Genomic DNA, 21268 nt, shown 5'->3' with positions numbered 1-21268 from the left:
CTCGTTATGCCACGGATTGGGTCAGATCAGGGATGTGCACGGCATCAAGCAGTGCACGGGTATAAGGATGCTGTGCCTGCGCCCGCATATTCTCGCCGGGCAGCACTTCCACCACATCGCCGCGATACATCACCGCCACGCGATGAGCGATCTGGCGGATGAGATTGAGATCGTGGGTGATGAACAGATACGCCGTGCCGTAGCGACGGCGCAGCTCCAGCAGCAGCTCGATAATGGTGGCCTGCACCGACACATCCAGCGCCGCCGTGATTTCATCGCAAATCACCAGGTCCGGCGGGTTAGCGAAGGCGCGCGCAATCGCTACGCGCTGCTTTTGCCCACCCGACAGCGCGTGCGGATAGCGGCTGGCAAATTCCGCGGGCAGCCGCACTTCCTGCAGCAGACGCGCCACCGCCTGCGCCTCGCTTTCTCCTGGTGGCAGTCCATACAGCCGCAGCGGACGGGCGATGATTTCGCCGACGGTCATGCGCGGGTTGAGTGACGCGTCCGGATGCTGAAAAATCATTTGCACACGGCGGCGATACGCCGGGTCCATCTGCGCGCGGCCATATAACGTTGCGCCGCAGAAATCGAGACTGCCAGTGAACGGCACCAGGCCGGTTATCGCCTTACCGAGTGAAGATTTACCCGAACCGGACTCGCCGACCACGCCGAGAATTTCGCCCTGATGCACCGTCAGCGAAACCGCATTGGCGGCCCGCGTCGTGTTCGCCTCCCGTTTCAGCAGCCGATCGAGCACGCCGTGCTGGCCATAATCAATCGTCAGCGCCTGCAGGCTGAGCAGCGGCTGACTGCCGGCCGCATCCGCGACCAGCCGATGCTGCGGATCCGGCACCGCGGCAATCAGTTTGCGCGTATACGCATGCGCGGGTGCGCTGAACAGCGTGCGCGTCGCGGCCTGTTCGACGATGCGGCCCTGCTCCAGCACGCACACCCGGTCGGCCACTTTCGCCACCAACGCCAGATCGTGTGAGATATACAGCGATGCGACGCCGGTCTCGGCGCGCAGTCGCTCGTAAAGATCGAGGATTTGCGCCGAGCTGATAACGTCCAGTGCCGTGGTCGGCTCATCAAAAATCAGGCAGTCCGGCTGGCAGGCGAAGGCGGTGGCGATCAGGATGCGCTGCTTCTCACCGCCGGAAACCTGATGCGGATAGCGCTGCATCATGCGTGCCGGGTGCTTCAGCTCGACATCGCGCAGCAGAGACTCTCCCAGCTGCTGCGCTTCGCGCGCTGACAGCCCACGATGACGGCGCAGCACTTCGGTGACCTGTTCACCCAGCGTCAGCGTCGGGTTCAGCGACGCGCTGGGATCCTGAAAAATCATGCCAAGCTTTTTACCGCGCAGCGCCATCAGTTGGTGCGCTGGCAACTGCAGCAGGCTTTCGCCGTTCAGCCGGATATCACCCGCCTGCTCGCGTGCGTTACTGGCCAGCCAGCGCATGATCGCCCAGCCGAGGGTGGTCTTGCCGGAGCCGGACTCCCCTACCAGCCCCAGCACTTCGCCCGGCATCACCTGCAGGGTGATATCGCGCAGTACTGGCAGCGAATGGCCGCGCGCTAACGCATAATCGAGGCTGTAATTGTCCACCGACAGCACCGGGTTGTGCGGACTTTTCATTTGTGGCTCCCTGGATTTAGCACATCACGCAGGCCATCGCCCAGCAGGTTGAAGCCAATCGCCACCAGCGCGATAGCCAGACCGGGGATCATCATCATCCACGGTGCTTTAAAGAAATAGCTGCGCGCCTCGGACACCATCAGCCCCCACTCTGGCTCGGGCGGCTGCGCGCCGAGGCCGAGAAAGCTCAGCGTGGCAAACAGCATGATGGCGAATGCCACGCGAATGGTGGCTTCCACGATGATCGGCGCGAGAATGTTCGGCAGCATTTCGCGCAGAATGATGTAGTAACCCGCTTCGCCGCGCGCGATGGCGGCGCTGATGTAGTCCTGCTGACGCGCCGCCAGCGCCACGCTGCGCGCAATGCGCACCATGCCCGGCACGAAGGCGATGGTGATGGCCAGCACGGCGTTCATGCTGCTCTGCCCCAGGGTGCTGACAATCAGCAGCGCAAACAGCAGGCTGGGAATCGCCATCACCGCATCCATGGTGCGCATCAGGAATTCATCCACTTTGCCGCCAAGGTAGGCGCTGGCGGTGCCCAGCACCGAGCCAATAACCATCGCCAGCGCGGTCGCCAGCAGCGACAGCAAAATGGTGGATCGCGCGCCGACCAGCACCCGGCTGAAAATGTCACGCCCCAGCTGATCGGTGCCGAACCAGTGTTCTGCGCTGGGCGGGCGGTAACGCGTCAGGATCGAGATCGCTTCCGGATCAAACGGTGCCACGTGCGCGCCGCCCGCCACCATCAGCAGCGCCAGCAGCAGAATCAGCACCCCCGCCGCACCCTGCGGCGAGCGCAGTAATCGTTTCAGTATTTCAGGCATAGGAAATCCGCTTATCGAGCATCACATAGGCCAAATCCGCGAGGAAATTCACCACGGCATAGGTTGCCGCGAGGATCATCACGCCGGCCTGAATAGTGGGCAGATCGCGCGCCTGTACCGCGACAATCAGCTCCCGGCCAATACCGGGAATGGCAAAAATCTCCTCCACCACCACAATCCCGCCCAGCAGATAGCCGACGTCGAGCGCCACAATGGTGATGGTGGGCAACAGGCCATTGCGCAGCGCATGGCGCCACAGGATGCGCCGGCGCGACAGGCCTTTCAGCCACGCGGCGCGAACGTAGTCGGTGTGCAGCACGTCAACCATTTCCGAGCGCACCATGCGCGAAACGTGTGCCACCAGAATCAGCGCAACGGTGATCGACGGCAGAATCAGGTGCTGAATACCGCTGATAAAATTTTCGCTGAGCGGCACGTAGCCGGTAGCGGGCAGAATCTGCCAGACATCGGCAAACAGCAGCAGCACCAGCGTGGCGGTGACGAATTCCGGAAACGAGATGCCCATGTACGAGATCACGCTGACCAGCACATCGGCGGTCTTACCGCGCCGCACGGCCGCCCAGATGCCGAGCGGAATGGCGATCACCAGCATCAGTAACAGGGCGCACAGCGCCAGCAGCAGCGAGCGCGATAGCGCCGTCAGCAGCGTTGGCCCGACGGCCAGGCCATTGCGCATCGACACGCCAAAGTTGCCCTGCAGCGCCTGTGTCAGCCAGTGCCAGTATTGCAGCCAGGCGGGCGCATCCAGCCCAAGCCGCGCCCGCACCGCCGCCAGCGCTTCCGGCGTGGCGTTTTGTCCCAGCAGCGTAACCGCGGCATCGGCGGGCAGCAGCTGAGTGATGCCAAACACCAGCAGCGACACCACCAGCAGCGTGTAAATCATCAGCAGCAGGCGTTTAAGCAGGTAACTTGCTGTCACGGTCGCTCCTTACAGGCTGCGCTTTGGCGCGTTAGCGGTCAGCCAGACATGATCGAGGCGGAACACCGCCCCGCGCGGATGCAGATGATAGCCCGCCACGTGCTCACGACTGGCAGCCAGCAAATCAAAGAAAGTCGGGATTAACGAGGGCACCTCGTCGTGCATCAGCTGCTGCGCTTTGCCGTACAGCTGGCTGCGCAGCGTTTCGTCATTGGTTTCGCGCGCCGCCATCACCGCACCGTCGAAAGCCGCATTGTTCCAGCGCGTTTCGTTCCACGCCGCTGTTGAGGTATAGAGCAGAGAAAACACCGCATCTGGCGTCGGCTGCATGTTGTAAAAGCCGACGTAGAAATTGCCCTTCTTCCACACCTGATCGAGATAGGTGCTGTGCGCCATGGTCTGCACATTGATGCGGAAACCGCCCGGTTTCGCCATCTCCCGCAGGGCAATCCCCAGCTGGGTGCGGGTTGACGGCTTGTCTGAGGCGATAAGCGTTAAATCCAGCCCATTCGGATAACCGGCCTCCGCCAGCAGCGCTTTGGCTTTGCTGTAGTCCAGCGCTTTTTGCGTCAGCTGCGCGTAATACGGATAAGCGGCGTTGATCGGCGTGTCGTTACCCGGCGATCCGAGCCCGTCTGCGACAAAATCCACCGATGCCTGGCGGTCCACGCACAGCGCCAGCGCCTGGCGGACGCGCACATCATTAAACGGCTTTTGATCGCAGCCCATGTTGACGTTAAGAAACTGGCCGGACGCCACGCGCAGCGGCAGCACGCCCGCCGATTTGGCTAAGCGGGCGAACTCGCTCGACTGCGCACTCAGCATCAGATCGGTATCGCCGGCGATCAGCGCGGAGCTTTCAGCGATAGCGTCGGGATACACCACTACTTCCACGCCATCCAGATATGGCCGCGTGGCGTCGTAATAGTGCGGGTTGCGTTTCACCACGATTTTGCGTTCCGGATCGTAAGACACCAGCTGGAACGGCCCGGCCCCCAGCGAGGCGCTACTCAGCTTGTCGTACTGCCCCTGCGCGATGTGTGCCGGGATGATTTTGGCATCCGGATAAGCCAGCATCACCGGCAGATCGGCGTAAGGCGCTTCGGTTTCAATCAGCACGGTGTTGCTGTCTTTGGCGCTCACAGCTTTAATCGGGCCGATGTTATGCAGCGCCGGTGAGGCGTTTTTCGGGTCCAGCAGCGCCTGCAGGCTGGCGACCACATCCGCTGCGGTGAGCGGCGAACCGTCGCTGAAGCGCAGATCGGGCCGCAGGGTGAAGGTCCACTGGGTTAAGTCGTCGTTCGGCTGCCAGGACTGCGCCAGATCGGCTTCCGCTTTCATCGCCTGCGTCAGGCGGGTTAAGCCGCTGTACAGCAACTCTGCCACCAGATATTCCGGATTAACCCGCACCTGATGGGGATTGAGCACGCTGACCGCCTGGTCAACGCTGATGCGCAATACGCCACCTTTACGCGGCGTGCCGCCCGGGGTCGCGCTGGCAACGGCGGCAGCCGAGGCACTGAATGACCAGGGCAGCAGCGCCGCTCCGGTCAGGGCGGTTGAACTGGCGATAAACTGTCTGCGGTTTAACCCTTTCATGGCGCACATCTTCTGTTCCTCGTTGGTTTATTAATTACCCTGGGTTGGCTAAAAATCATTGGCGAGATACGCCAGAATCGACTGCGAAAGTGCAATAACATCTGCCATCGTGGTGTATTCATCGGCGGCATGAATGCGGTTATCGGGACGGGCAAGTCCGCCCAGCAGAATTTCCTGAATGCCGGCCTGCTGTACCCAGCCCATATCCGAGCTGGTGGCGGATCCCCAGGCTTTGAATTCTGCTGGCGGGAAGCCGAAGCCCTGGCTGAGCGCCGCCTGCCAGCGCGGCCAGTGCGGACCGGTGGGATCGGCGACTGGCGCCAGATGGCCAATCAGCTGCAGCGTGACGTCGCTGGCGGCGCTGCCCTGCATCGCCTTATCCACGCACTGCGTCAGCTCCTGCCACACGTCGGCAAACGGCTCTTCCGGCGCATAACGGCGATTAACCAGCAGCTCGAAGCGTTCCGGAATGGTGGAGCCTTTACTGCCGCCGTGCGCGGCGGCCAGCGTCAGTAAGGCGGTGAGCGGCCGGCCCTGATAATGCGGCGGTGCGGGCATTGCCGAAACCCGCTGTTCCACCTCGCCTTTCAGCTGATACAGCGCATTCATCAGCGGAAGCGCAGCCTCAATGGCGTTAATACCCTGCAGCGGATCGCCGGAGTGCGCCGAGCGGCCACTGACGATAATTTTGATATCGATACTGCCAAAGCAGCCGGCCCAGATGCGCGGCACCGCGCCGCCGTTGAAGCTGAGCAGGTGACCATGGAATAACTGCTGCTCCGCCAGATAACGAATACCGGGATAAAGGCCGCCCTCTTCATCGGTACAGAGTAAAAACACCGGGTTATAGCGCAGGTGGAGCTGATAGCGCTGCGCGGCCCGCACCGCAGCCAGCGCGGCCACGATGGTGCCTTTCATGTCCGCGGCACCGCGTCCAAACAGCTTGTTTTCCGCCACGCTGAGCGCCAGCGGCGGAAAGCGCCAGCCATCACCGGCCGGAACCGTATCGGTGTGAAAGTAGAGATTGCAGTTTTCAGCCGCGCCGGCATCCAGCGCGGCCAGCAGATTCACCCGCTCGCCCTGCGCGCTGCCGTCCGGCGTCTGCCACAGCGCGTCGGGCACCGAAACGCGCTGCAGGTTAAAATGCAGCGGCTGCAGCATCGTGCTCAGCAGGTCGGCGAATGCTGCGTAACCCAGTCCGGGCGGGAAGCAGGTATCTACCGCCAGCATGCGTTGCAGATCGTCAAGAATCTGCGCCTGATCGTCGGCGATATGGGTCAGAGCGCGCTGTAGTGATGAATTTTCCTGCATAAACTGTTCACTTATTGTATTTCTATATAGTTTATAGATAATGCAAATGAACAGCTGGGGTCAATCGGTAATCGGAAACATGCAAAAAAACTATGACGCGCACGACGTTCCTCAATTCAGCCGCCTGAACGAAGGCGAAGGCGCTCCGCTGTACGAAGTAGTGAAGCGCCATATCAGTGAATCCATCCTGCAGGGCGAACTGCCGGCAGGCACCATTTTGCCCAGTGAAAACAGTCTGGCGGCGAAGTTCGGTGTCTCGGTCGGTACGGTGCGCAAAGCGCTGGCGGCGCTCACAACGGAAGGGATGCTGATGCGCCGGCGCAAAACCGGCACGGTGGTGACCGGCTGGGCACCGCTGCATAACCTCAGCCATTTCTTTCACTATTTTCGTCTGCATGACAAATCGGGCGGTTTGCTGCAGTCGGAAACGCGACTGCTGGAGTATCAGCACAGCCGCGCCAGCGCCGACGAGGCCGATAAGCTGCAGATCGCAGCAGGTGACGCAGTGATTCGCCTGAAACGCCTGCGCCGGGTGAAGGGCATTGCGGCCATGCATGAAACGCTGGTGCTCCCCGCCGCGCGTCTGCCCGACTTTCCGCCGGCGGAACAGCTACCGCAGTTGCTGTATCGTTACCTGTTTGAGCAGTACGATGTGCGTGTTGCGGCAGTGCGCGAGCAGATCAGCGCCACGCTCGCTACAGAAGAAGATGCCAGCCTGCTGGAACTTGCTCTGCCGCACGCGGTGATGGTGATCGATGAGGTCTCATTTGATCAAAGCGCCACGCCGGTGATTCTTGCGCATCACCGTTTCAGCACTGAACACTTTATGTATGTCAATGAGATACGCTGATTACGTAGATGTTTTACTGTAAGGTGTTCAGATGCGCATCGACGCGCACCTGATTAATTTGCACCAAAACGCAGCGAACGTTGTGAATAACAACCGCTAAGGTGATCTCACTGAACAGGACATTTCCCATGGCAGCACGGCAGCATCATTACCAGATTCACCTTCGCTGGAGCGGCAATCGCGGCGATGGCACAGCGTCTTATACCGCTTACGATCGTGACAGCGAATTACAGGCACCCGGAAAACCGCCCATTTTGCTGAGTGCCGATCCGGCATTTCGTGGGGATAAAACGCGCTGGAATCCTGAGGAATTGCTGCTGGCGTCTGCGGCGGCCTGCCATAAGCTGTGGTATTTACACCTGTGCGCCGATGCCGGCATTGTGGTGGAGGAGTATGAAGATGCTGCCGAAGGGAACATGGTTGAGGGGGCGCGTGGCCGCTTCACCGATATCACGCTGAAGCCGCGCATCAAACTGCGCGACCCAGCGGATGTCGATCGCGCGCGGGCATTGCATCATCAGGCACATGAAGCCTGCTTCATCGCCAACTCGCTGAATTTCCCGGTAAACTGCGATCCTGAATTTTTCTGATTATGATGCGCGGGCCAGCGGCGTTTGCCACAGCCGCACGCCGTTGCGCCCGGCGCGCTTCACTTCATACAGCGCTTCATCCGCATGGCGCAGCCAGTCGCTTAACGATTCGGCACTGACCGCAGGCGCAATACCGATACTAACCGAGCAGCGAAACTCTGCCGAGGCCGGTAAGCGCAGCTGGGCAATCTTCTCTTTTAGCCTTTCGGCCAGCTCCATCACCGATTCATCGCTGGCCTGATGCACGATAACGCCCAGCTCATCGCCGCCAAAGCGCGCCGGAATGTCCTGCAGCCCGACATAGTTGCGCAGCAGCGCCGAGATCTCGGCCAGCAGAAAATCGCCCGCCTCATGACCCCAGCTATCATTGACCACTTTGAAGTGATCGACATCCAGCAACAGCAGATAGCCGCTGCTATCGCCGCGCCGCGTGCTGAGAAATTCACTCTCCAGCCGCCGCTCAAACAGGCGCCGGTTAGGGATTTTCAGGCCGGGATCCATCAGCGCGATGCGCTCCAGTTCACGGTTGCGGGTGCGTAGATGCCAGGTGAGATTGTAGGAAGCTACGCTGAGTACCAGCATGTAACAGGTGGCCAGCGGCAACGTCAGCCAGACCGTTTGCGTGCTGAACGCCAGATGTACGCTGGTGCCATCCAGCAGCCACACCATAATAAACCCGCACAAAAATGCCTGTATGGCGGCAATCAGCTGCGCGCCGCCGCCAGCGGCATAGCGATCCGATGCCAGCACCGCCATGATGACAAAAGAGGGCATCGGGCTTAACGCCATCAGCGCCACCCAGATTCCGCCAAAGGCGGCATCCAGCGTCAGATTCTGGCGTTCGGTACCGGTTGAGTCTTCGGCACGAAGCGCACGCTGATACGCCAGCCATGGCCAGAAAAAGGCGTTCACAAACAGCAGCGCGCTGAATGCCAGTCCGCGCTGCATTTCCAGTAGCACTGAGAGAATCGGAAAGAAACAGAGGATCGTGCCGAGCTGACGCATGATGAACATACGACGAACGAAGCGTTTTGACCGGCGCTTCAAATGGTTTTCATCAGGCGAGTAGTAATTCATTCACGGGAAAATTCAGGTCGACAAAAATGGCAGTGTATCGGGAAAAAGTCGCCCTGCGGCGACTTTTTTTAAGAATTTTCGCCTTGCACATTGGCGCACACGTAAATAACAGCGCTTTGCCGCCAATAGCAGCAGCGGCCAGCGGGTAAAGTTCGCTGCCGCTGCGCGTGTTTTTTAGTTCACTGCCCCTTGCAAACGGAACTGGCTGACCAGCCGCTGCAGCATGAATGCCTGCTCTTCCAGCGCCTGTGCGGAATGGGATGACGCGCTGACCAGCGACGCATTTTGCTGGGTAGTACCGTCCAGCTCACCTACTGCGCGCGCGATTTGCTCAATGCCGCGGCTCTGCTCATCAGAAGCAGCCGAGATCTCCGCCATGATTTCATTTACGCGTGCGATGCTACTGACAATCTGCTCCATCGTTTCACCCGCGCGCGCTACCTGCTGATGGCCGTTACTGATACGCCCTACCGATTCGCCAATCAGTCGTTCAATATCTTTCGCCGCTCCGGCACTGCGCTGGGCCAGATTACGCACTTCGCTGGCGACCACGGCAAAGCCTCGACCCTGCTCGCCGGCGCGGGCGGCTTCAACCGCCGCGTTGAGCGCCAGGATGTTGGTCTGGAAGGCGATGCTGTTGATCACCGCAGTAATCTCGGCAATTTTCTTAGAACTATCAGAAATCTCGCCCATGGTGCTGACGACGTTGTGCACCGCGATACCGCCCTGACTGGCGTTATGCGTCGCTTCCGCCGCGATCTGGCTGGCGAGACGTGCATTGCTGGCATTATTTTTCACCGTGGCGGTCAGCTGCTCCATGCTGGCGGCGGTTTCCACCACCGCAGCCGATTGCTGGGCGGTACGCGACGACAACTCGAGGTTGCCCTGATGTATGGTGCTGGCAGCCTGCGACACATTGCTGACGCTGTGCAGCACCTCGCCAATCATGCCGCGCAATCGCGCATTCATGCGTCCCATGGCAGAGGTGAGCTGGCCGAGCTCGTCCTGGCGATTAGTGACAAACTGCGAGCTGAGGTCGCCGCTGGCAATGCGTTCCGCCAGCGCGAGGTTGTGGAACACCGGGCGCGTAATCTGCCGGATAATGGTCCAGGCCACCAGCACGCCCAGCACTATCGCCAGGCTGCCAATCAGCAGCGATAGCGCCGCTGACCCGTTAGCCAGTTCGTCGTTACGCGCCTTAACCAGGGCGATGATCTGTTTGATCGCCGCGCTGCTGTTATCGCCCGCCACTTTGACCGTGTTTTCCGCGCCGCGCAGCTGGCCGTAAACCGCTGCCGCCTGCAGGCTCAGATCTTTAAAACGTTCGGTATCCTGCCATAGCGCGTTAAATCCGCCCTGCTGCTCCGCCGGTAGCTGAGTCAGTAGCGTGTTCATGTCCTGCCCGGCGCGCTGAAAATCATGTTCCAGTTTATTGCGCAGTGCCTCGCTGACGTTGAAGCGCAGCGCCCAGGCCTCTTCGCGCACATTACTGATAGCAAACAGCAGCTGATAAATCTGGTTGGTGACTTCGGATGAGCTGACGGGGGTCCGGATTAGCCCGGTATAGCGCGACGTCATGTCCTGCTGGCTCAGCGCATCCAGCTGGCTGCGCAGCTCGTTGAGCTGTTGGGTTGCCTGGGTCATGGCGGTGATGCTGTGCTGGAAACGGGCAAGATGGCTGGCGACATCGTTGAGCAACCCTCTGGCGTCCGCCGTCCACGGCAACTGCTGGGCCTGCTGCGTCAGTTGCTGAGCGTGCGTGACGTAATCCGTCATGGTGTCGCCCGCTTTGTCCTCGCCATACAGATATTTAAGACGATTGATTTTGGCCTGAAAGACTTCAATGTTGATGTCATAAATCAGATTGGTTTTCTGATAGATGTCGTGGATCTGGTTGAATCGTTGCACGCTGAGCGCTGTGGCCAGCGCCACCAGCAGCAGGACGATGCCGAAGCCCGCCGCCAACTTGCGCGTGATGCGCACATTCCGTAATCGGGAGACCAGTCCCATGTCTCGCTCCTGTCATTGTTGTTTTTGTTGAGTTTGCAGAAGGGGTTATCGGACCGTACCGGGAATTGTTTACTGTTGCGGGACGAAAATGTGCTGTGTCATTAAAGCGGTATAGTATTTAGCCAAAATACTCTTTTAAAGCACTTCTTAAAGCGCTAATATCAGCACCATAAAGTGTTAATATACTTCACCTGTTTTCATTATCTAAGTCCGGATATCTCACCATGCCATTTCAGATCCTGTCAAACACCGCTGCCAGCATCACCGATTTAAAGCGTGATCCCATGGGAACAGTGCGTTCAGCGGAAGGGGAAACCATTGCTATCTTAAACCGCAACGAGCCCGCTTTTTACTGCGTTCCACCGGCTGTTTACCAATATCTGATGGAATTAGCAGAAGATGCAGAACTGGGTCGTATCGCTGATGAACGCATTTCTGAATTAGCGGATGCGAAAGAGATTTCGCTGGATGACTTATAAATTAAAGTTCGTTCCTTCCGCTGAAAAGGAGTGGAAGAAACTGGGTCATCCGGTGCGTGAGCAGTTTAAGAAAAAGCTGGTACAACGGCTGGAAAATCCCCGTGTCCCCTCAGCACAACTTCACGGACGAAAAGATCAGTACAAAATAAAACTACGTGCTTCAGGCTATCGCCTGGTGTACCTGGTGCAGGATGAAACCATCACTGTCATGGTATTAGGTGTGGGTAAACGCGAAGGCAGTCAGGTCTATGCGGATACGGAATACAGATTGCCTGAGTAATCTGTTGATAGCAAAGCCGGCGATTTCAGCCTGAAATCGCCGGCCATGGCTGGGCAATTACCAGCGAGTCGCCAGCATATCAATGACGAAACGGTACTTCACCTCGCCCTTCAGCATACGCGCGAAGGCCGTTTCGATCTCTTCACCGGCGATCAGCTCAATATCTGCCGTGATGTTATGCTCGCCGCAGAAATCCAGCATCTCCTGAGTCTCTTCAATGCTACCGATGGATGAACCGCTGATGCTCAGACGGCGAAACACCAGCGGCGTGACGTTCGGCGACTGATGCGGTTGGTCAGGAATGCCGACCAGCACCAGACGGCCATTGGTCTTCAGCGTCGCGAGGTAAGGATCGAGATCGTGCGGTGCCGCCACGCAGTCAATGATGAAATCAAGCGAGGTCTGGCATGCCGCCATCTGCGCGGCATCACGCGATACCACCACGCGCGTCGCACCAAGACGACGTGCGTCAGCGCCTTTTTCCGGTGAGGTAGTAAACAGGGTTACCTCGGCGCCCAATGCGCTGGCCAGTTTTACCGCCATGTGGCCCAAACCACCCAGCCCCACCACCCCGACGTTATCGCCGGCTTTGACGCCGAAATGGCGCAGCGGTGACCACACCGTTACGCCCGCACACAGCAGCGGTGCCACGCCCGCCAGCGCCAGATTTTGCGGGATCGACATGACAAAATGCTGATCGACCACCACATGCTGCGCGTAGCCGCCCCAGGTGCTGTCGCCGGTGTATTTATCGATGCCGTTGTAAGTGGCGGTGAAGCCCGCTTCGCAGTACTGCTCTTCCTGCTGCTGGCAGAAGTGGCAGGCACGGCAGGAATCCACCATCACGCCCACACCGACCACATCACCGGCTTTGAAACGCGTAACCTGAGTTCCGGTCTCCAGCACGCGTCCAACGATCTCGTGGCCCGGCACCAGCGGATAACGACTGACCGCCCACTCATTGCGCGCCATGTGCAAATCAGAATGGCATACGCCGCAGTAAAGAATTTCAATTTTTACGTCCTGCTGCTGCAGCGGACGCAAGGTAATCTGGCCGGCAGCCAGAGGTTGTGCTGCATCCTGTGCCACCAGTGCGTTAATTTTCATGATGCCTTCCTCAAATTCTGATGTGGGCTGAATGAAGGCGGCAGACTATAATCAACGCGGTGCAGAATTGATAGTAGTCACCATTTGGTGACCATAAAGGAGAGTGCGATGCCAGCCTGGGTTGATAGCAAACTGTTTTTCTATGCGGATTCGCCACCGCGCCGTCTGATGGATCTGTTTTCGGTGAAATGGAGCACGATGGTGCTGCACGCGTTGTATCACTGGCCGGGACAGCGCGCCCGTACCGGTGAACTGCAGCGTAGCCTGCAGGGGATTTCGAAAAAAATGCTGTTTCAGACACTGAAAGAGCTGGAGCAGCGCGGCTTAATTGCACGTCAGGTCTACGAAGTGATTCCACCGAAAGTGGATTACCGGCTGACCGCGCTGGGGATGACCTTCGCCCGGCCAATTGAGCAGATGTATCAGTGGGGATTAGAAAACCAGGCGGCACTGGATGAGATGGAAGCTAACCTTCGCGCAGCAGGCGGCACGCCGGCGGAAAACGCCCGCCCTGCAGCGTCATCCGCCAGTGAATAACCACGCGCGGGTCGCATACTGTTCGTCGCGGCGCGATTTATCACACATTAAATAGCGCCGCGGTTCGTGGATCGATCCGGTGACCGTTAACCAAACGGCGTTTCGCGTGCCAGCAGACGGGCGATGACGTTGAGAGCGCCCTCGTCGTTATTACTTTCCGTCCGATAACGCGCGACGGCTGCCACCGGTGCAGCGGCGTTGGCCATGGCAAAGCTGTAACAGGCCTGGCGCAGCATTTCGATATCGTTGGCGCTGTCGCCAATCGCCAGCACTTCACAATCATCAATGCCCCACTTCTCCTGCAGCAGCGCGATGCCGTGCGCCTTATGGCAGCCGGGAATGATTAAATCGACAAAGCCAAATCCGCTGGAAACCGGATGCATGATGTTTTCAATCGCGTTCAGTTCGCTGTGCAGACGCGCCAGCAGCGCCTCGACACCTTCGTGTGCCAGATTCAGCGAAAACTTGAAAATGGTATCGTCGATATCGTACAGGCTGTCGCGCTTCTCCAGTCGGCGATAGTGATTGGCCAGCATGGCGACCACCTCATCCGGCATTGACTTGTGCACATAGGCTCCGTTGCGACCGCACACCACGGTGCTGATCTCCGGTTCTTTGGCGAGAATATCCAGCACCTGATGAACACGTTCCGGCGCCAGTTCACCGCAGAAAATTTCTTCGTTGCTGTCGGATACCCAGGCACCGTTTTCAGCCACGAAGGCGATCTCATCTTTGATAGCGGGAAAATAGTGCTGCAACTGATAATACTGATTGCCGCTGGCGACCACGAAACGGATGCCTTTCTCCTTCAGCAGCGCGTACTGGCGCGCAAAACGCTGCGCGTTGTACTGCTTATTGTCATCGAGAAATGTCCCATCCATATCCACCGCAATCATTTTTACTGCCATCATGCTCTCCCGTCTCTGTGTGCCGTCAATCCATCCGGCTTTACCAAGGTTTTATCAAGCTTACTCGCGGTGTGGATTAATGAGAATGTGAATAATGAGTTTGTTAACCGCTTTCAGAGATTTCCAGCCCATTTTTTACTGCAATTCGGCCCCTTTTTCTCTGATCCAGGCACAGAACATGTCTGCCATATCGCGCGCATAAGCCTGAATTTCTGCTGCGCTGCGCGGCGATTCGGAAAAATGCTTGCCGACGTCACCCAGCGTACTGTTGATTAAATCCGCCGCCCGCGCCACCTCAGCCGCGTCCCGCTGCGGCAGCAGCTGTTGCAGAAATTCGCACATCACATTCTCGCCATTGGCGCGCGCGGCCTGCACTTCCGGCGCATCCCGGTAAAGCGGCGCGGCATCATTCAGTGCGGTGCGCATCGCCGCCTCTTCACACTCCGAGTGCAGGAACGCCCAGGTCAGCTGATGCAAGCGCTGACGCGGCGTAGATGCGCTGTCGCGCAGAATCGAACCCAGCAGATCGCCGGTTCGCTGCCACTCTTCGCTCTGCAGACGGAAAAGGATAGCGGCCTTGTTGGGAAAATACTGGTACAGCGATCCAATACTGACGCCCGCCCGTTCGGCCACGCGGGCAGTGGTAAAGCGCGTGGCACCTTCCTGCTCCAGAACCTGAGTCGCCGCCTGCAAAATGGCTGCTACCAGCTCACTGGATCGCGCCTGCTGCGGCTTTTTTCTTTCAGAAATCTTAGCGTTACGTTGTGCGGCCATCGTCTGCTCCTGAACGCGAATAGTGAAATGCGAGTAATTCATCGTATTCTGTTCCTGACGCAAAATCCATCTTCTGATGCAGGAACCCCGATGATGAACACCCTGACTTCCGCGCCGCTGGCGCCGCTGCTTAACTATCTGTTTGAGCTGGCGGATAACATGGCGCATCCCACCAATGAAGCGTTTCGCGTGATGTCCGATGAGGAGCAAACACGTCTGCTGCAGAGCAAAACCGATTACCGCGAACTTTACGGTCATTTAAAAGATGTGCCGCTGGCGGTCTCGCGGGAAACCGGCAAACTGCTGTACATGCTGGCGCGCAGCAGCCGGGCGCAGCATATCGTTGAGTTTGGTACTTCGTTTGGTCTCTCCACCCTGCACCTGGCGGCGGCGGTGCGCGATAACGGCGGCGGTCGCATCATCACCAGCGAGTTTGAACCGGGCAAAGTGGCGCTGGCGCGCAATCATTTTGCCGATGCTGGCGTCAGTGACCTGATTGAAATTCGCGTGGGCGATGCGCTGGACACGCTCAGTCAGGACCTGCCAGCCAGCGTTGATATGCTGGTGCTGGATGGCGCGAAGGCGATCTATCCGGAGATCTTGCAGCTGGTGCAGCCCTGGTTGCGTCCGGGGGCCCTGATTGTGGCCGATGATGCCGATTTCAGCCCGGAGTATCTGGAAATGGTCCATGGCAGCCGCCTCTATACCTCGCTGCCGTTTGCTGATGGCGTCGAAGTTTCAATGTGGCTGGGATCGCCACATAAAGGCGCTTAACAGCGTCACGTTTATGTTATATCGTTACAATCCCGTGCTCTGATTGAGGTTGCTGCGATGAAGGTTACCGTTCCACTGTTAGTGATTGCTTTTGCTTCGGCGAAAGCGGGGGCATTTCAGGCGAAAATTAATCCGTTAAAGCTGGCGCTGAAACCGGCCAATGCACTTGCCAGCACCGATCAGGCGCAGCCGCTGGCGATTGCCGAAGCGCATGCGCGCCTGGCGACGGCGGTGAGCGGCTGTCAGTGTCCGTTCTGCACCCAGATGCGGCTGATGAATACCGGATTATGATGATAGGTTCGTCGCCGCACAGCCCGCTGCGCGGCGACGCATCAGTCAAACCATGGCTGAAACGGATCCGGCAACTGTGCCCAGCCGTCTGGCCCCAGCGCCATTTCCTCATCGGTCAGTAACGCATGGTGCAGCTGCTGACGCAGCACGGTTTCATCCATATCGATACCGATGATCACCATCTCCTGCCGCGCATCCCCCGTGCCTTCATGCCAGTTTTCGCGGATGTAATGCAGCGTGTCTGCGTCCTGCGGCCAGCGATCTTCAGGCACGCAGGCCCACCACATCCCGGCCAGCCCCTGCCGCGTGACGCCGCCGGCCTGCGACCAGGATCCGGCGTGACGCGGGCGGGTTGCCAGCCAGAAATATCCTTTCGACCGCACCACGCCCTGCATGTGCTGCGTAATCACCTGGTAAAAACGCTGCGGATGGAAGGGACGACGCGCGCGGAAAACAAAGCTGCGGATGCCGTACTCTTCAGTTTCAGGCGTGTGCTCGCCGCGCAACTCTTTCAGCCAGCCGGGGGCCTGTGCCGCAGCATCGAAGTCAAACAGGCCGGTATTCAGCACCTGATCAAGCGCCACCTGACCAAACTGCGCGCGAATAATCCGCGCACGGGGATTGAGCGAGTGCAGAATCGCGGTCAACCGTGCCTGCTCCGCCGCATCAATCAGGTCGGTTTTGTTGAGAATCAGCACATCGCAAAATTCAATCTGATCGATCAGCAAATCGACCACCGTGCGCTCATCCTCCTCGCCAAGCGATTCGCCGCGCGAGCGGACGCTTTCACTGGAATCATAGTCACGCAGGAAATTGTAGCCATCCACCACGGTCACCATGGTATCCAGCGCCGCGACGGCGGACAGGCTTTGCCCCTCTTCATCGGCAAACGTAAAGGTTTCCGCCACCGGCAGCGGCTCAGAGATGCCGGTCGATTCAATCACCAGATGATCAAAACGCCCCTCTTTCGCCAGCCGGTTGACCTCCAGCAGTAAATCTTCGCGCAGCGTGCAGCAGATGCAGCCGTTGCTCATTTCCACCAGCTTCTCGTCGGTACGTGACAACGCCGCCCCGCCCTCGCGCACCAGCGCGGCATCAATATTCACTTCCGACATATCGTTGACGATCACCGCCACGCGGCGGCCTTCGCGGTTGTTGAGAATATGGTTAAGCAAAGTGGTTTTTCCGGCACCGAGAAAGCCAGAGAGTACGGTGACCGGCAGCCGCCTGAAGCCGCCGTTTGTGGATAAAGCTGACATAATCACTCCTGAATAATGACATCACGCGCACCTGAAGGGTGCTGATATTGATATGTTATAACATAACAATATGCAGTGTCATGATCGTCGTGCACTTTTTGTGGGGTTTTGCTTTGGGCAGGATGGGAACAGCGGGCCGGGCGCTCGCTGCGGGCAATTACTGGTTGTCCGGATAGCTCAGTTCGATGGCATCGTCCGGCAGTTGAGTGAAGGTTTTCACGAGAGTATGGAAATCAGCCACCGGTTTGAGATCGACAAACTGCTGCGGATAGAGATCCTTCGCGAGGATTTCCATGCCGATAATGTTGTACGGGTGATTGTAGAAGTGATGATACACCCCGTACACGCGCCCCTGCTTCACCGGCGCGATTTGCGCCAGGCCGGTACGCTGCAATAACGTCTGAAACGTGGCACGTACTTCCTGCGGCTGCACGCCGTAACCAAACGGCAGCACATTGCTGTTTGGCCGCTTTGAACCGGTCATGATGTAAACGTCCGGTTTCATGGCGATGATTTTTTCCAGCGCGACAAAGCCGGCATTGCCTGGCAGCAGTGCCGAACCAATATTTTTGCCGCCGACCGCTTCTACCAGGCCACCCCAGCCATTATGGCTGTGGGTAAAGCAGCAGTTATCGCTGTTACCGGCAATGGGTTCGATAAATACCGTGGGTTTGTTTTTGACCTTCGCAACGGCTTGCGTGATGCGGTCGAAGCGCTGCTGGTAAAAATCGGTGTAGGCTTTGGCTTCGCTTTCGCGGTTCAGCACTTTGCCCAGTAGCGTGACGCTCGGGGCGGTGTTTTGTGCCGGATGCAGTTCATAATCGACGAACAGCACCGGGATGTGCAGGTTGTTCAGCGTGCTCAGCACGCCGGATTGTTCCAGCGCCGGCTTAGCGCGCAGCTGCGCAATCATCAGATCCGGTTTCTGCGCCAGCACGCTTTCCAGATTAACCTGGCCCTGATCGCTGAAGCCCATATCGACAATTTTTGTCGCTTCAGGCCAGCGGCGCTTTAGCATATCCCAGGTTTGCGTATCCTGCTTTTTCGGCAGATTGTTCCAGGCCACAACGCGTTTAAACGGATTGTCGCGATCGAGCAGCGCCAGCGTCAACACATCGCGCCCATCCTGCAGAATGATGTGCTGCGGTTCTTTGCTGATGGTTTGCGTGTGACCATCCATGTCGGTGACGGTGAGCGGATAGTCAGTCGCGCAGGCTGCGGTTGAGACCAGAATCCCCATTGCCAGTAACAGGCGCGTTTTCATGCCAAAACTCCGTGGTAAAAGAAATAGTTATTATTATCAATTACCTTAACACAACCTTAATCACGGCAAAATAAACCCGACGGCACGCGGTTGTAAGCGAATAATACGGCGCCGGGAGTCCGCCGCATTACGCTGTGGCGAAGCAACGGCTCAGGTGAAATCAGACAATTTCTGCCCGGACGCGATCAGTTCCTGCAACAGCATCTGTCGGCGTTCCGCCGGGGTATCACGGCTGACCATAAAGCAGATCGCCGCGACCGCCTGGCCGCTGCGAGAGCGAATCGGTGCAGCCATACAGCAGGTAAAGCTTTCGGACAGACCTTCGGTCATGCAGTAGCCCAGCTGGCCGGCACGGTGAATCTCTTCGAGGAAGGTCTGCTTGTCGAGAATCTGACCGCTGGCCAGCCGATAATCCTCCTCCGGAATCAGGTCGAGAATGGCGCTGTCCGACCAGTTACTCAGCAGCAAACGACCGGTCGCTGTCCAGGTGATCGGCACGCGCACACCGATATCAGAGGTGATCTTGAACGGATGGGCGTTGCTCTCCGACAGCACCACGGTGTATTTGTTACCTTCCAGCATACACAGCTGGACGGTTTCGCCATGACGCGCCACGATCTCAACCATAAGCTGATGTGCACGACGGATCAGATCGTTGTGGGCCATGTAATCCGCACCGTAATAGTGCATTTCACGACCAAAAAACACGGCACCTTCCGCATCAAGCTCAACCAAACCCGCTTCACTCAGCAAACTGACCAGCTCATAAATACTGGAGCGCGGTGCACCGGTCGCTTCGATTAAATCCCGCATCGCCATAGGCTGACGCGCGATATGCAGCTGGCGAAAAATATCAATAACCCGGTCAACACCGCGTGCCCGGGACGTTTTTTCATCCGGCATACGCTCACTCCCCTGTCGTTATGGTGCTACTCATCTGCGTTTAAAAAGAGCTGCATGATACACCCGGCAAACGAAATTACCCATCCCCGCAATAATAAAAATCTTTCCGGCGACTTTATTTATCATGCGCTATTTTCGGGCCCCATTGTGGCGCATAAAAAAGATGGGACTCGCTGTTAAATTCGATAGCGGTCACATTTCTATTCAAAAAACTTAAGCACTGGATTTTATTTTGCGATCGCACCAGCACGGCAAGAAATTAATTGCCGATTGCCATATTGCAAAAAAACAACAGCTGTGCAAATCTCGTCCTATCCGGTATTGCAGATAGCAGTCTGGTATATCAGACAGAAACGGTAGTGTGCAAAGGAGCAGAAAGACATGACGATCAAACGTTATGGCATTGAGGGCGGTACCGGTACCGGCGGGCAAAAATTGCCGTTCGCCCGCGCCGTGGAGGCCGATGGCTGGCTGTATATCTCAGGCCAGACGCCGATGCGCGACGGCGAAGTAGTAGAGGGCGGCATCATCGAACAGACACAGTTAGCGTTCGACAACTGCCTCACTATCATGCGCGAAGCGGGTTACCGCGTGGAGGATGTGGTCCATGTGACGGCGGTGTTGACCGACGCGCGTTATTTCAGTTCTTTCAATAAAGTATTCAGTGAGATATTCAGTGGTCATCCACCGGCGCGTATTTGTAGCGTGCAGGATTTAGTGGTCGACTGCAAAGTCGAAGTGGACATGAAATGTTTCCGCGCCGACCGTAAATAAGTAATACCGTTCAACCAGGCTGCGATGTTCATTTTCTTCGCCAACACCAGGCCAGCCTGATATTAATTAATGCATTTGCTTTTTCAATAAAATAACCCGAAATACGCGGTGCGGCCGCTGCGCTGGCGATCGTCTATTAAACGGGTGATGCGGAATAACGCCGTCTCGTCAAACATTTAAAGAGAGCATAAAGATGAATGCAACATCGCTGAAATTAAGTGCCAAAACCGTGGCCGGTGCGCTGGTCTTGCTGGCGATAGCAGGCTGTACGCCGACCGAAGAGAAAAAAGAGGCTGGCGCCGCGCCACAGTCGGCGCTGCAAACCGTGCTGCAGCGCGGCACATTGCGCGTCGGTGACTGCCTGAGCTTCGCACCGTTCGGTTTTTATGACAAAGACGGCAACCCGGATGGTTACGACGTTGACCTGGCGAAAGCGCTGGCCAAAGAGATGGGCGTGAAGCTGGAAATGGTCAACACCACCAGCGCCAACCGCATCCCTAATCTGCAAACCAACAAAGTCGATGTGGTGTTTTGTAACTTCACCCGCAATCTGGAACGCGCCAAAGAGATTGGCTTCACCCATCCGTACGTAGTGGCCAGTGAGGCAATGCTGGTGCGCAAAAACAGCGGCATTCAGTCTGCGCATGACATGGCCGGCAAAACCATTGCCACGGTGAAAGGCTCGACCAATGGCGACGAAGTGCGCAACCTCGGCATCGACGTGAAAATTCAGGAGTACGACTCATCCCAGGCGGCGATTCTGGCCGTCAAACAGGGTCAGGCCGATGCGATGATCGAGGATAACAACTTCCTCGCTTACCAGGCGAAGCTCGATCCGTCACTGGCCGTGACCAACGAAGCGCTGGTACCACTGGAGTACAACGCCTTTGGGGTGAAACAGGGCGACCAGGTATGGACCAATTACCTCAACGAATTCCTGTTTGAAATCAACGCATCTGGTGAGAACGCCCAGCTGTATGAGAAATGGTTCGGCAGCAAACCGCGTTATCCGCTGAATCCGCAATACTGATTGTCCGCCCACGGCGCAGTCGCACAGGCTGCGCCGCCTGAA

The 21268-nt window shown here is 57.7% G+C and carries 22 protein-coding genes; 9 read left to right on the top strand and 13 right to left on the bottom strand.

Going from position 1 to position 21268, the window contains the following annotated elements:
• Nucleotides 1–4 precede the first annotated feature (4 nt).
• Genes F3J41_RS08575 through F3J41_RS08555 form a run of 5 tightly spaced genes read right to left on the bottom strand, consistent with a single transcriptional unit; the run spans nucleotide 5 to nucleotide 6319 of the window.
• Nucleotides 5–1642, bottom strand: coding sequence for an ABC transporter ATP-binding protein (locus tag F3J41_RS08575; protein ID WP_058770481.1), 1638 nt, complete (start codon nucleotides 1640–1642; stop codon nucleotides 5–7).
• Complete coding sequence (locus F3J41_RS08570; protein ID WP_058781361.1) at nucleotides 1639–2469, bottom strand: ABC transporter permease; 831 nt, start codon at nucleotides 2467–2469, stop codon at nucleotides 1639–1641. Before F3J41_RS08570 ends, F3J41_RS08575 begins: the two co-directional genes overlap by 4 nt.
• On the bottom strand, nucleotides 2462–3409 hold the full coding sequence (locus tag F3J41_RS08565; RefSeq protein ID WP_021508731.1) for an ABC transporter permease: 948 nt from the start codon (nucleotides 3407–3409) through the stop codon (nucleotides 2462–2464). The genes F3J41_RS08570 and F3J41_RS08565 overlap by 8 nt, the downstream gene beginning before the upstream one ends.
• Before the next feature lie 9 nt (nucleotides 3410–3418).
• Nucleotides 3419–5017, bottom strand: coding sequence for an ABC transporter substrate-binding protein (locus F3J41_RS08560; RefSeq protein WP_058770478.1), 1599 nt, complete (start codon nucleotides 5015–5017; stop codon nucleotides 3419–3421).
• 39 nt (nucleotides 5018–5056) lie between these two features.
• Nucleotides 5057–6319 carry a M20 family metallopeptidase gene (locus F3J41_RS08555; protein ID WP_166710676.1) on the bottom strand — a complete coding sequence of 421 codons (1263 nt, stop codon included), beginning with the start codon at nucleotides 6317–6319 and terminating at the stop codon, nucleotides 5057–5059.
• 79 nt (nucleotides 6320–6398) lie between these two features.
• On the opposite strand from F3J41_RS08555, the gene F3J41_RS08550 reads away from it, so the two are divergent.
• On the top strand, nucleotides 6399–7169 hold the full coding sequence (locus F3J41_RS08550; RefSeq protein ID WP_021508734.1) for a GntR family transcriptional regulator: 771 nt from the start codon (nucleotides 6399–6401) through the stop codon (nucleotides 7167–7169).
• Between the two features lie 128 nt (nucleotides 7170–7297).
• Nucleotides 7298–7759, top strand: coding sequence for an OsmC family protein (locus F3J41_RS08545; RefSeq protein ID WP_166710674.1), 462 nt, complete (start codon nucleotides 7298–7300; stop codon nucleotides 7757–7759).
• On the opposite strand, the gene F3J41_RS08540 is transcribed toward F3J41_RS08545, so the two are convergent.
• Complete coding sequence (locus F3J41_RS08540; protein WP_059011970.1) at nucleotides 7760–8836, bottom strand: diguanylate cyclase; 1077 nt, start codon at nucleotides 8834–8836, stop codon at nucleotides 7760–7762.
• A gap of 174 nt (nucleotides 8837–9010) precedes the next feature.
• Entirely contained in the window at nucleotides 9011–10846 is a 1836-nt protein-coding gene (locus tag F3J41_RS08535) for a methyl-accepting chemotaxis protein (protein WP_166710672.1), read from the bottom strand.
• Nucleotides 10847–11070: 224 nt separating this feature from the next.
• Here F3J41_RS08535 and F3J41_RS08530 point away from each other — a divergent pair, with 224 nt between their 5' ends.
• Complete coding sequence (locus F3J41_RS08530; RefSeq protein ID WP_058758675.1) at nucleotides 11071–11325, top strand: type II toxin-antitoxin system Phd/YefM family antitoxin; 255 nt, start codon at nucleotides 11071–11073, stop codon at nucleotides 11323–11325.
• A complete protein-coding gene (locus tag F3J41_RS08525) occupies nucleotides 11315–11605 on the top strand; it encodes a type II toxin-antitoxin system RelE/ParE family toxin (RefSeq protein WP_058758676.1) in 291 nt (96 codons plus the stop codon). Before F3J41_RS08530 ends, F3J41_RS08525 begins: the two co-directional genes overlap by 11 nt.
• 57 nt (nucleotides 11606–11662) lie before the next feature.
• Here F3J41_RS08525 and F3J41_RS08520 read toward each other — a convergent pair whose 3' ends face one another.
• Nucleotides 11663–12712, bottom strand: coding sequence for an NAD(P)-dependent alcohol dehydrogenase (locus F3J41_RS08520; protein ID WP_058781355.1), 1050 nt, complete (start codon nucleotides 12710–12712; stop codon nucleotides 11663–11665).
• Between the two features lie 108 nt (nucleotides 12713–12820).
• Here F3J41_RS08520 and F3J41_RS08515 point away from each other — a divergent pair, with 108 nt between their 5' ends.
• Nucleotides 12821–13249 carry a helix-turn-helix domain-containing protein gene (locus tag F3J41_RS08515; RefSeq protein WP_166710670.1) on the top strand — a complete coding sequence of 143 codons (429 nt, stop codon included), beginning with the start codon at nucleotides 12821–12823 and terminating at the stop codon, nucleotides 13247–13249.
• A gap of 86 nt (nucleotides 13250–13335) precedes the next feature.
• Here F3J41_RS08515 and F3J41_RS08510 read toward each other — a convergent pair whose 3' ends face one another.
• Nucleotides 13336–14157: a Cof-type HAD-IIB family hydrolase gene (locus F3J41_RS08510; protein WP_021508741.1), complete on the bottom strand. Its 822-nt coding sequence runs from the start codon at nucleotides 14155–14157 to the stop codon at nucleotides 13336–13338.
• A gap of 135 nt (nucleotides 14158–14292) precedes the next feature.
• Complete coding sequence (locus F3J41_RS08505) at nucleotides 14293–14931, bottom strand: TetR family transcriptional regulator (RefSeq protein ID WP_058775568.1); 639 nt, start codon at nucleotides 14929–14931, stop codon at nucleotides 14293–14295.
• A gap of 93 nt (nucleotides 14932–15024) precedes the next feature.
• Between F3J41_RS08505 and F3J41_RS08500 the strand changes: the two genes are divergently transcribed.
• Together F3J41_RS08500 and F3J41_RS08495 are read left to right on the top strand one after the other, a co-directional pair.
• A complete protein-coding gene (locus F3J41_RS08500; RefSeq protein ID WP_031279936.1) occupies nucleotides 15025–15705 on the top strand; it encodes an O-methyltransferase in 681 nt (226 codons plus the stop codon).
• Nucleotides 15706–15762: 57 nt separating this feature from the next.
• A complete protein-coding gene (locus F3J41_RS08495) occupies nucleotides 15763–15996 on the top strand; it encodes a hypothetical protein (protein WP_166710668.1) in 234 nt (77 codons plus the stop codon).
• Between the two features lie 41 nt (nucleotides 15997–16037).
• Here F3J41_RS08495 and zigA read toward each other — a convergent pair whose 3' ends face one another.
• The 3 genes from zigA to F3J41_RS08480 form a co-directional block, all read right to left on the bottom strand.
• Nucleotides 16038–17255, bottom strand: a complete 1218-nt coding sequence (zigA, locus tag F3J41_RS08490; RefSeq protein WP_166710667.1) for a zinc metallochaperone GTPase ZigA — start codon at nucleotides 17253–17255, stop codon at nucleotides 16038–16040.
• Between the two features lie 157 nt (nucleotides 17256–17412).
• On the bottom strand, nucleotides 17413–18519 hold the full coding sequence (locus F3J41_RS08485) for an ABC transporter substrate-binding protein (RefSeq protein WP_166710665.1): 1107 nt from the start codon (nucleotides 18517–18519) through the stop codon (nucleotides 17413–17415).
• Between the two features lie 150 nt (nucleotides 18520–18669).
• Nucleotides 18670–19422, bottom strand: a complete 753-nt coding sequence (locus F3J41_RS08480) for an IclR family transcriptional regulator (RefSeq protein WP_010615761.1) — start codon at nucleotides 19420–19422, stop codon at nucleotides 18670–18672.
• Between the two features lie 381 nt (nucleotides 19423–19803).
• Here F3J41_RS08480 and F3J41_RS08475 point away from each other — a divergent pair, with 381 nt between their 5' ends.
• Both F3J41_RS08475 and F3J41_RS08470 read left to right on the top strand, forming a co-directional pair.
• Nucleotides 19804–20196, top strand: coding sequence for a RidA family protein (locus tag F3J41_RS08475; protein ID WP_021508748.1), 393 nt, complete (start codon nucleotides 19804–19806; stop codon nucleotides 20194–20196).
• 193 nt (nucleotides 20197–20389) lie between these two features.
• Nucleotides 20390–21226 carry a transporter substrate-binding domain-containing protein gene (locus F3J41_RS08470; RefSeq protein WP_021508749.1) on the top strand — a complete coding sequence of 279 codons (837 nt, stop codon included), beginning with the start codon at nucleotides 20390–20392 and terminating at the stop codon, nucleotides 21224–21226.
• The last annotated feature ends 42 nt before the right edge of the window (nucleotides 21227–21268 follow it).

It is taken from the genome of Pantoea sp. Ap-870, from assembly GCF_011752515.1.
In the GTDB taxonomy this organism is placed as follows: Bacteria; Pseudomonadota; Gammaproteobacteria; order Enterobacterales; family Enterobacteriaceae; genus Pantoea; species Pantoea dispersa.
This window is presented reverse-complemented; position numbering and strand designations above follow the sequence as displayed.

Excerpts from the sequence above, each read along its gene's own strand:
- F3J41_RS08575 (WP_058770481.1), bottom strand. The coding sequence starts at position 1,642 with ATGAAAAGTCCGCACAACCCGGTGCTGTCGGTGGACAATTACAGCCTC.
- F3J41_RS08570 (WP_058781361.1), bottom strand. The coding sequence starts at position 2,469 with ATGCCTGAAATACTGAAACGATTACTGCGCTCGCCGCAGGGTGCGGCG.
- F3J41_RS08560 (WP_058770478.1), bottom strand. The coding sequence starts at position 5,017 with ATGTGCGCCATGAAAGGGTTAAACCGCAGACAGTTTATCGCCAGTTCA.
- F3J41_RS08555 (WP_166710676.1), bottom strand. The coding sequence starts at position 6,319 with ATGCAGGAAAATTCATCACTACAGCGCGCTCTGACCCATATCGCCGAC.
- F3J41_RS08550 (WP_021508734.1), top strand. The coding sequence starts at position 6,399 with ATGCAAAAAAACTATGACGCGCACGACGTTCCTCAATTCAGCCGCCTG.
- F3J41_RS08545 (WP_166710674.1), top strand. The coding sequence starts at position 7,298 with ATGGCAGCACGGCAGCATCATTACCAGATTCACCTTCGCTGGAGCGGC.
- F3J41_RS08540 (WP_059011970.1), bottom strand. The coding sequence starts at position 8,836 with ATGAATTACTACTCGCCTGATGAAAACCATTTGAAGCGCCGGTCAAAA.
- F3J41_RS08535 (WP_166710672.1), bottom strand. The coding sequence starts at position 10,846 with ATGGGACTGGTCTCCCGATTACGGAATGTGCGCATCACGCGCAAGTTG.
- F3J41_RS08530 (WP_058758675.1), top strand. The coding sequence starts at position 11,071 with ATGCCATTTCAGATCCTGTCAAACACCGCTGCCAGCATCACCGATTTA.
- F3J41_RS08525 (WP_058758676.1), top strand. The coding sequence starts at position 11,315 with ATGACTTATAAATTAAAGTTCGTTCCTTCCGCTGAAAAGGAGTGGAAG.
- F3J41_RS08520 (WP_058781355.1), bottom strand. The coding sequence starts at position 12,712 with ATGAAAATTAACGCACTGGTGGCACAGGATGCAGCACAACCTCTGGCT.
- F3J41_RS08515 (WP_166710670.1), top strand. The coding sequence starts at position 12,821 with ATGCCAGCCTGGGTTGATAGCAAACTGTTTTTCTATGCGGATTCGCCA.
- F3J41_RS08510 (WP_021508741.1), bottom strand. The coding sequence starts at position 14,157 with ATGGCAGTAAAAATGATTGCGGTGGATATGGATGGGACATTTCTCGAT.
- F3J41_RS08505 (WP_058775568.1), bottom strand. The coding sequence starts at position 14,931 with ATGGCCGCACAACGTAACGCTAAGATTTCTGAAAGAAAAAAGCCGCAG.
- F3J41_RS08500 (WP_031279936.1), top strand. The coding sequence starts at position 15,025 with ATGAACACCCTGACTTCCGCGCCGCTGGCGCCGCTGCTTAACTATCTG.
- F3J41_RS08495 (WP_166710668.1), top strand. The coding sequence starts at position 15,763 with ATGAAGGTTACCGTTCCACTGTTAGTGATTGCTTTTGCTTCGGCGAAA.
- zigA (WP_166710667.1), bottom strand. The coding sequence starts at position 17,255 with ATGTCAGCTTTATCCACAAACGGCGGCTTCAGGCGGCTGCCGGTCACC.
- F3J41_RS08485 (WP_166710665.1), bottom strand. The coding sequence starts at position 18,519 with ATGAAAACGCGCCTGTTACTGGCAATGGGGATTCTGGTCTCAACCGCA.
- F3J41_RS08480 (WP_010615761.1), bottom strand. The coding sequence starts at position 19,422 with ATGCCGGATGAAAAAACGTCCCGGGCACGCGGTGTTGACCGGGTTATT.
- F3J41_RS08475 (WP_021508748.1), top strand. The coding sequence starts at position 19,804 with ATGACGATCAAACGTTATGGCATTGAGGGCGGTACCGGTACCGGCGGG.
- F3J41_RS08470 (WP_021508749.1), top strand. The coding sequence starts at position 20,390 with ATGAATGCAACATCGCTGAAATTAAGTGCCAAAACCGTGGCCGGTGCG.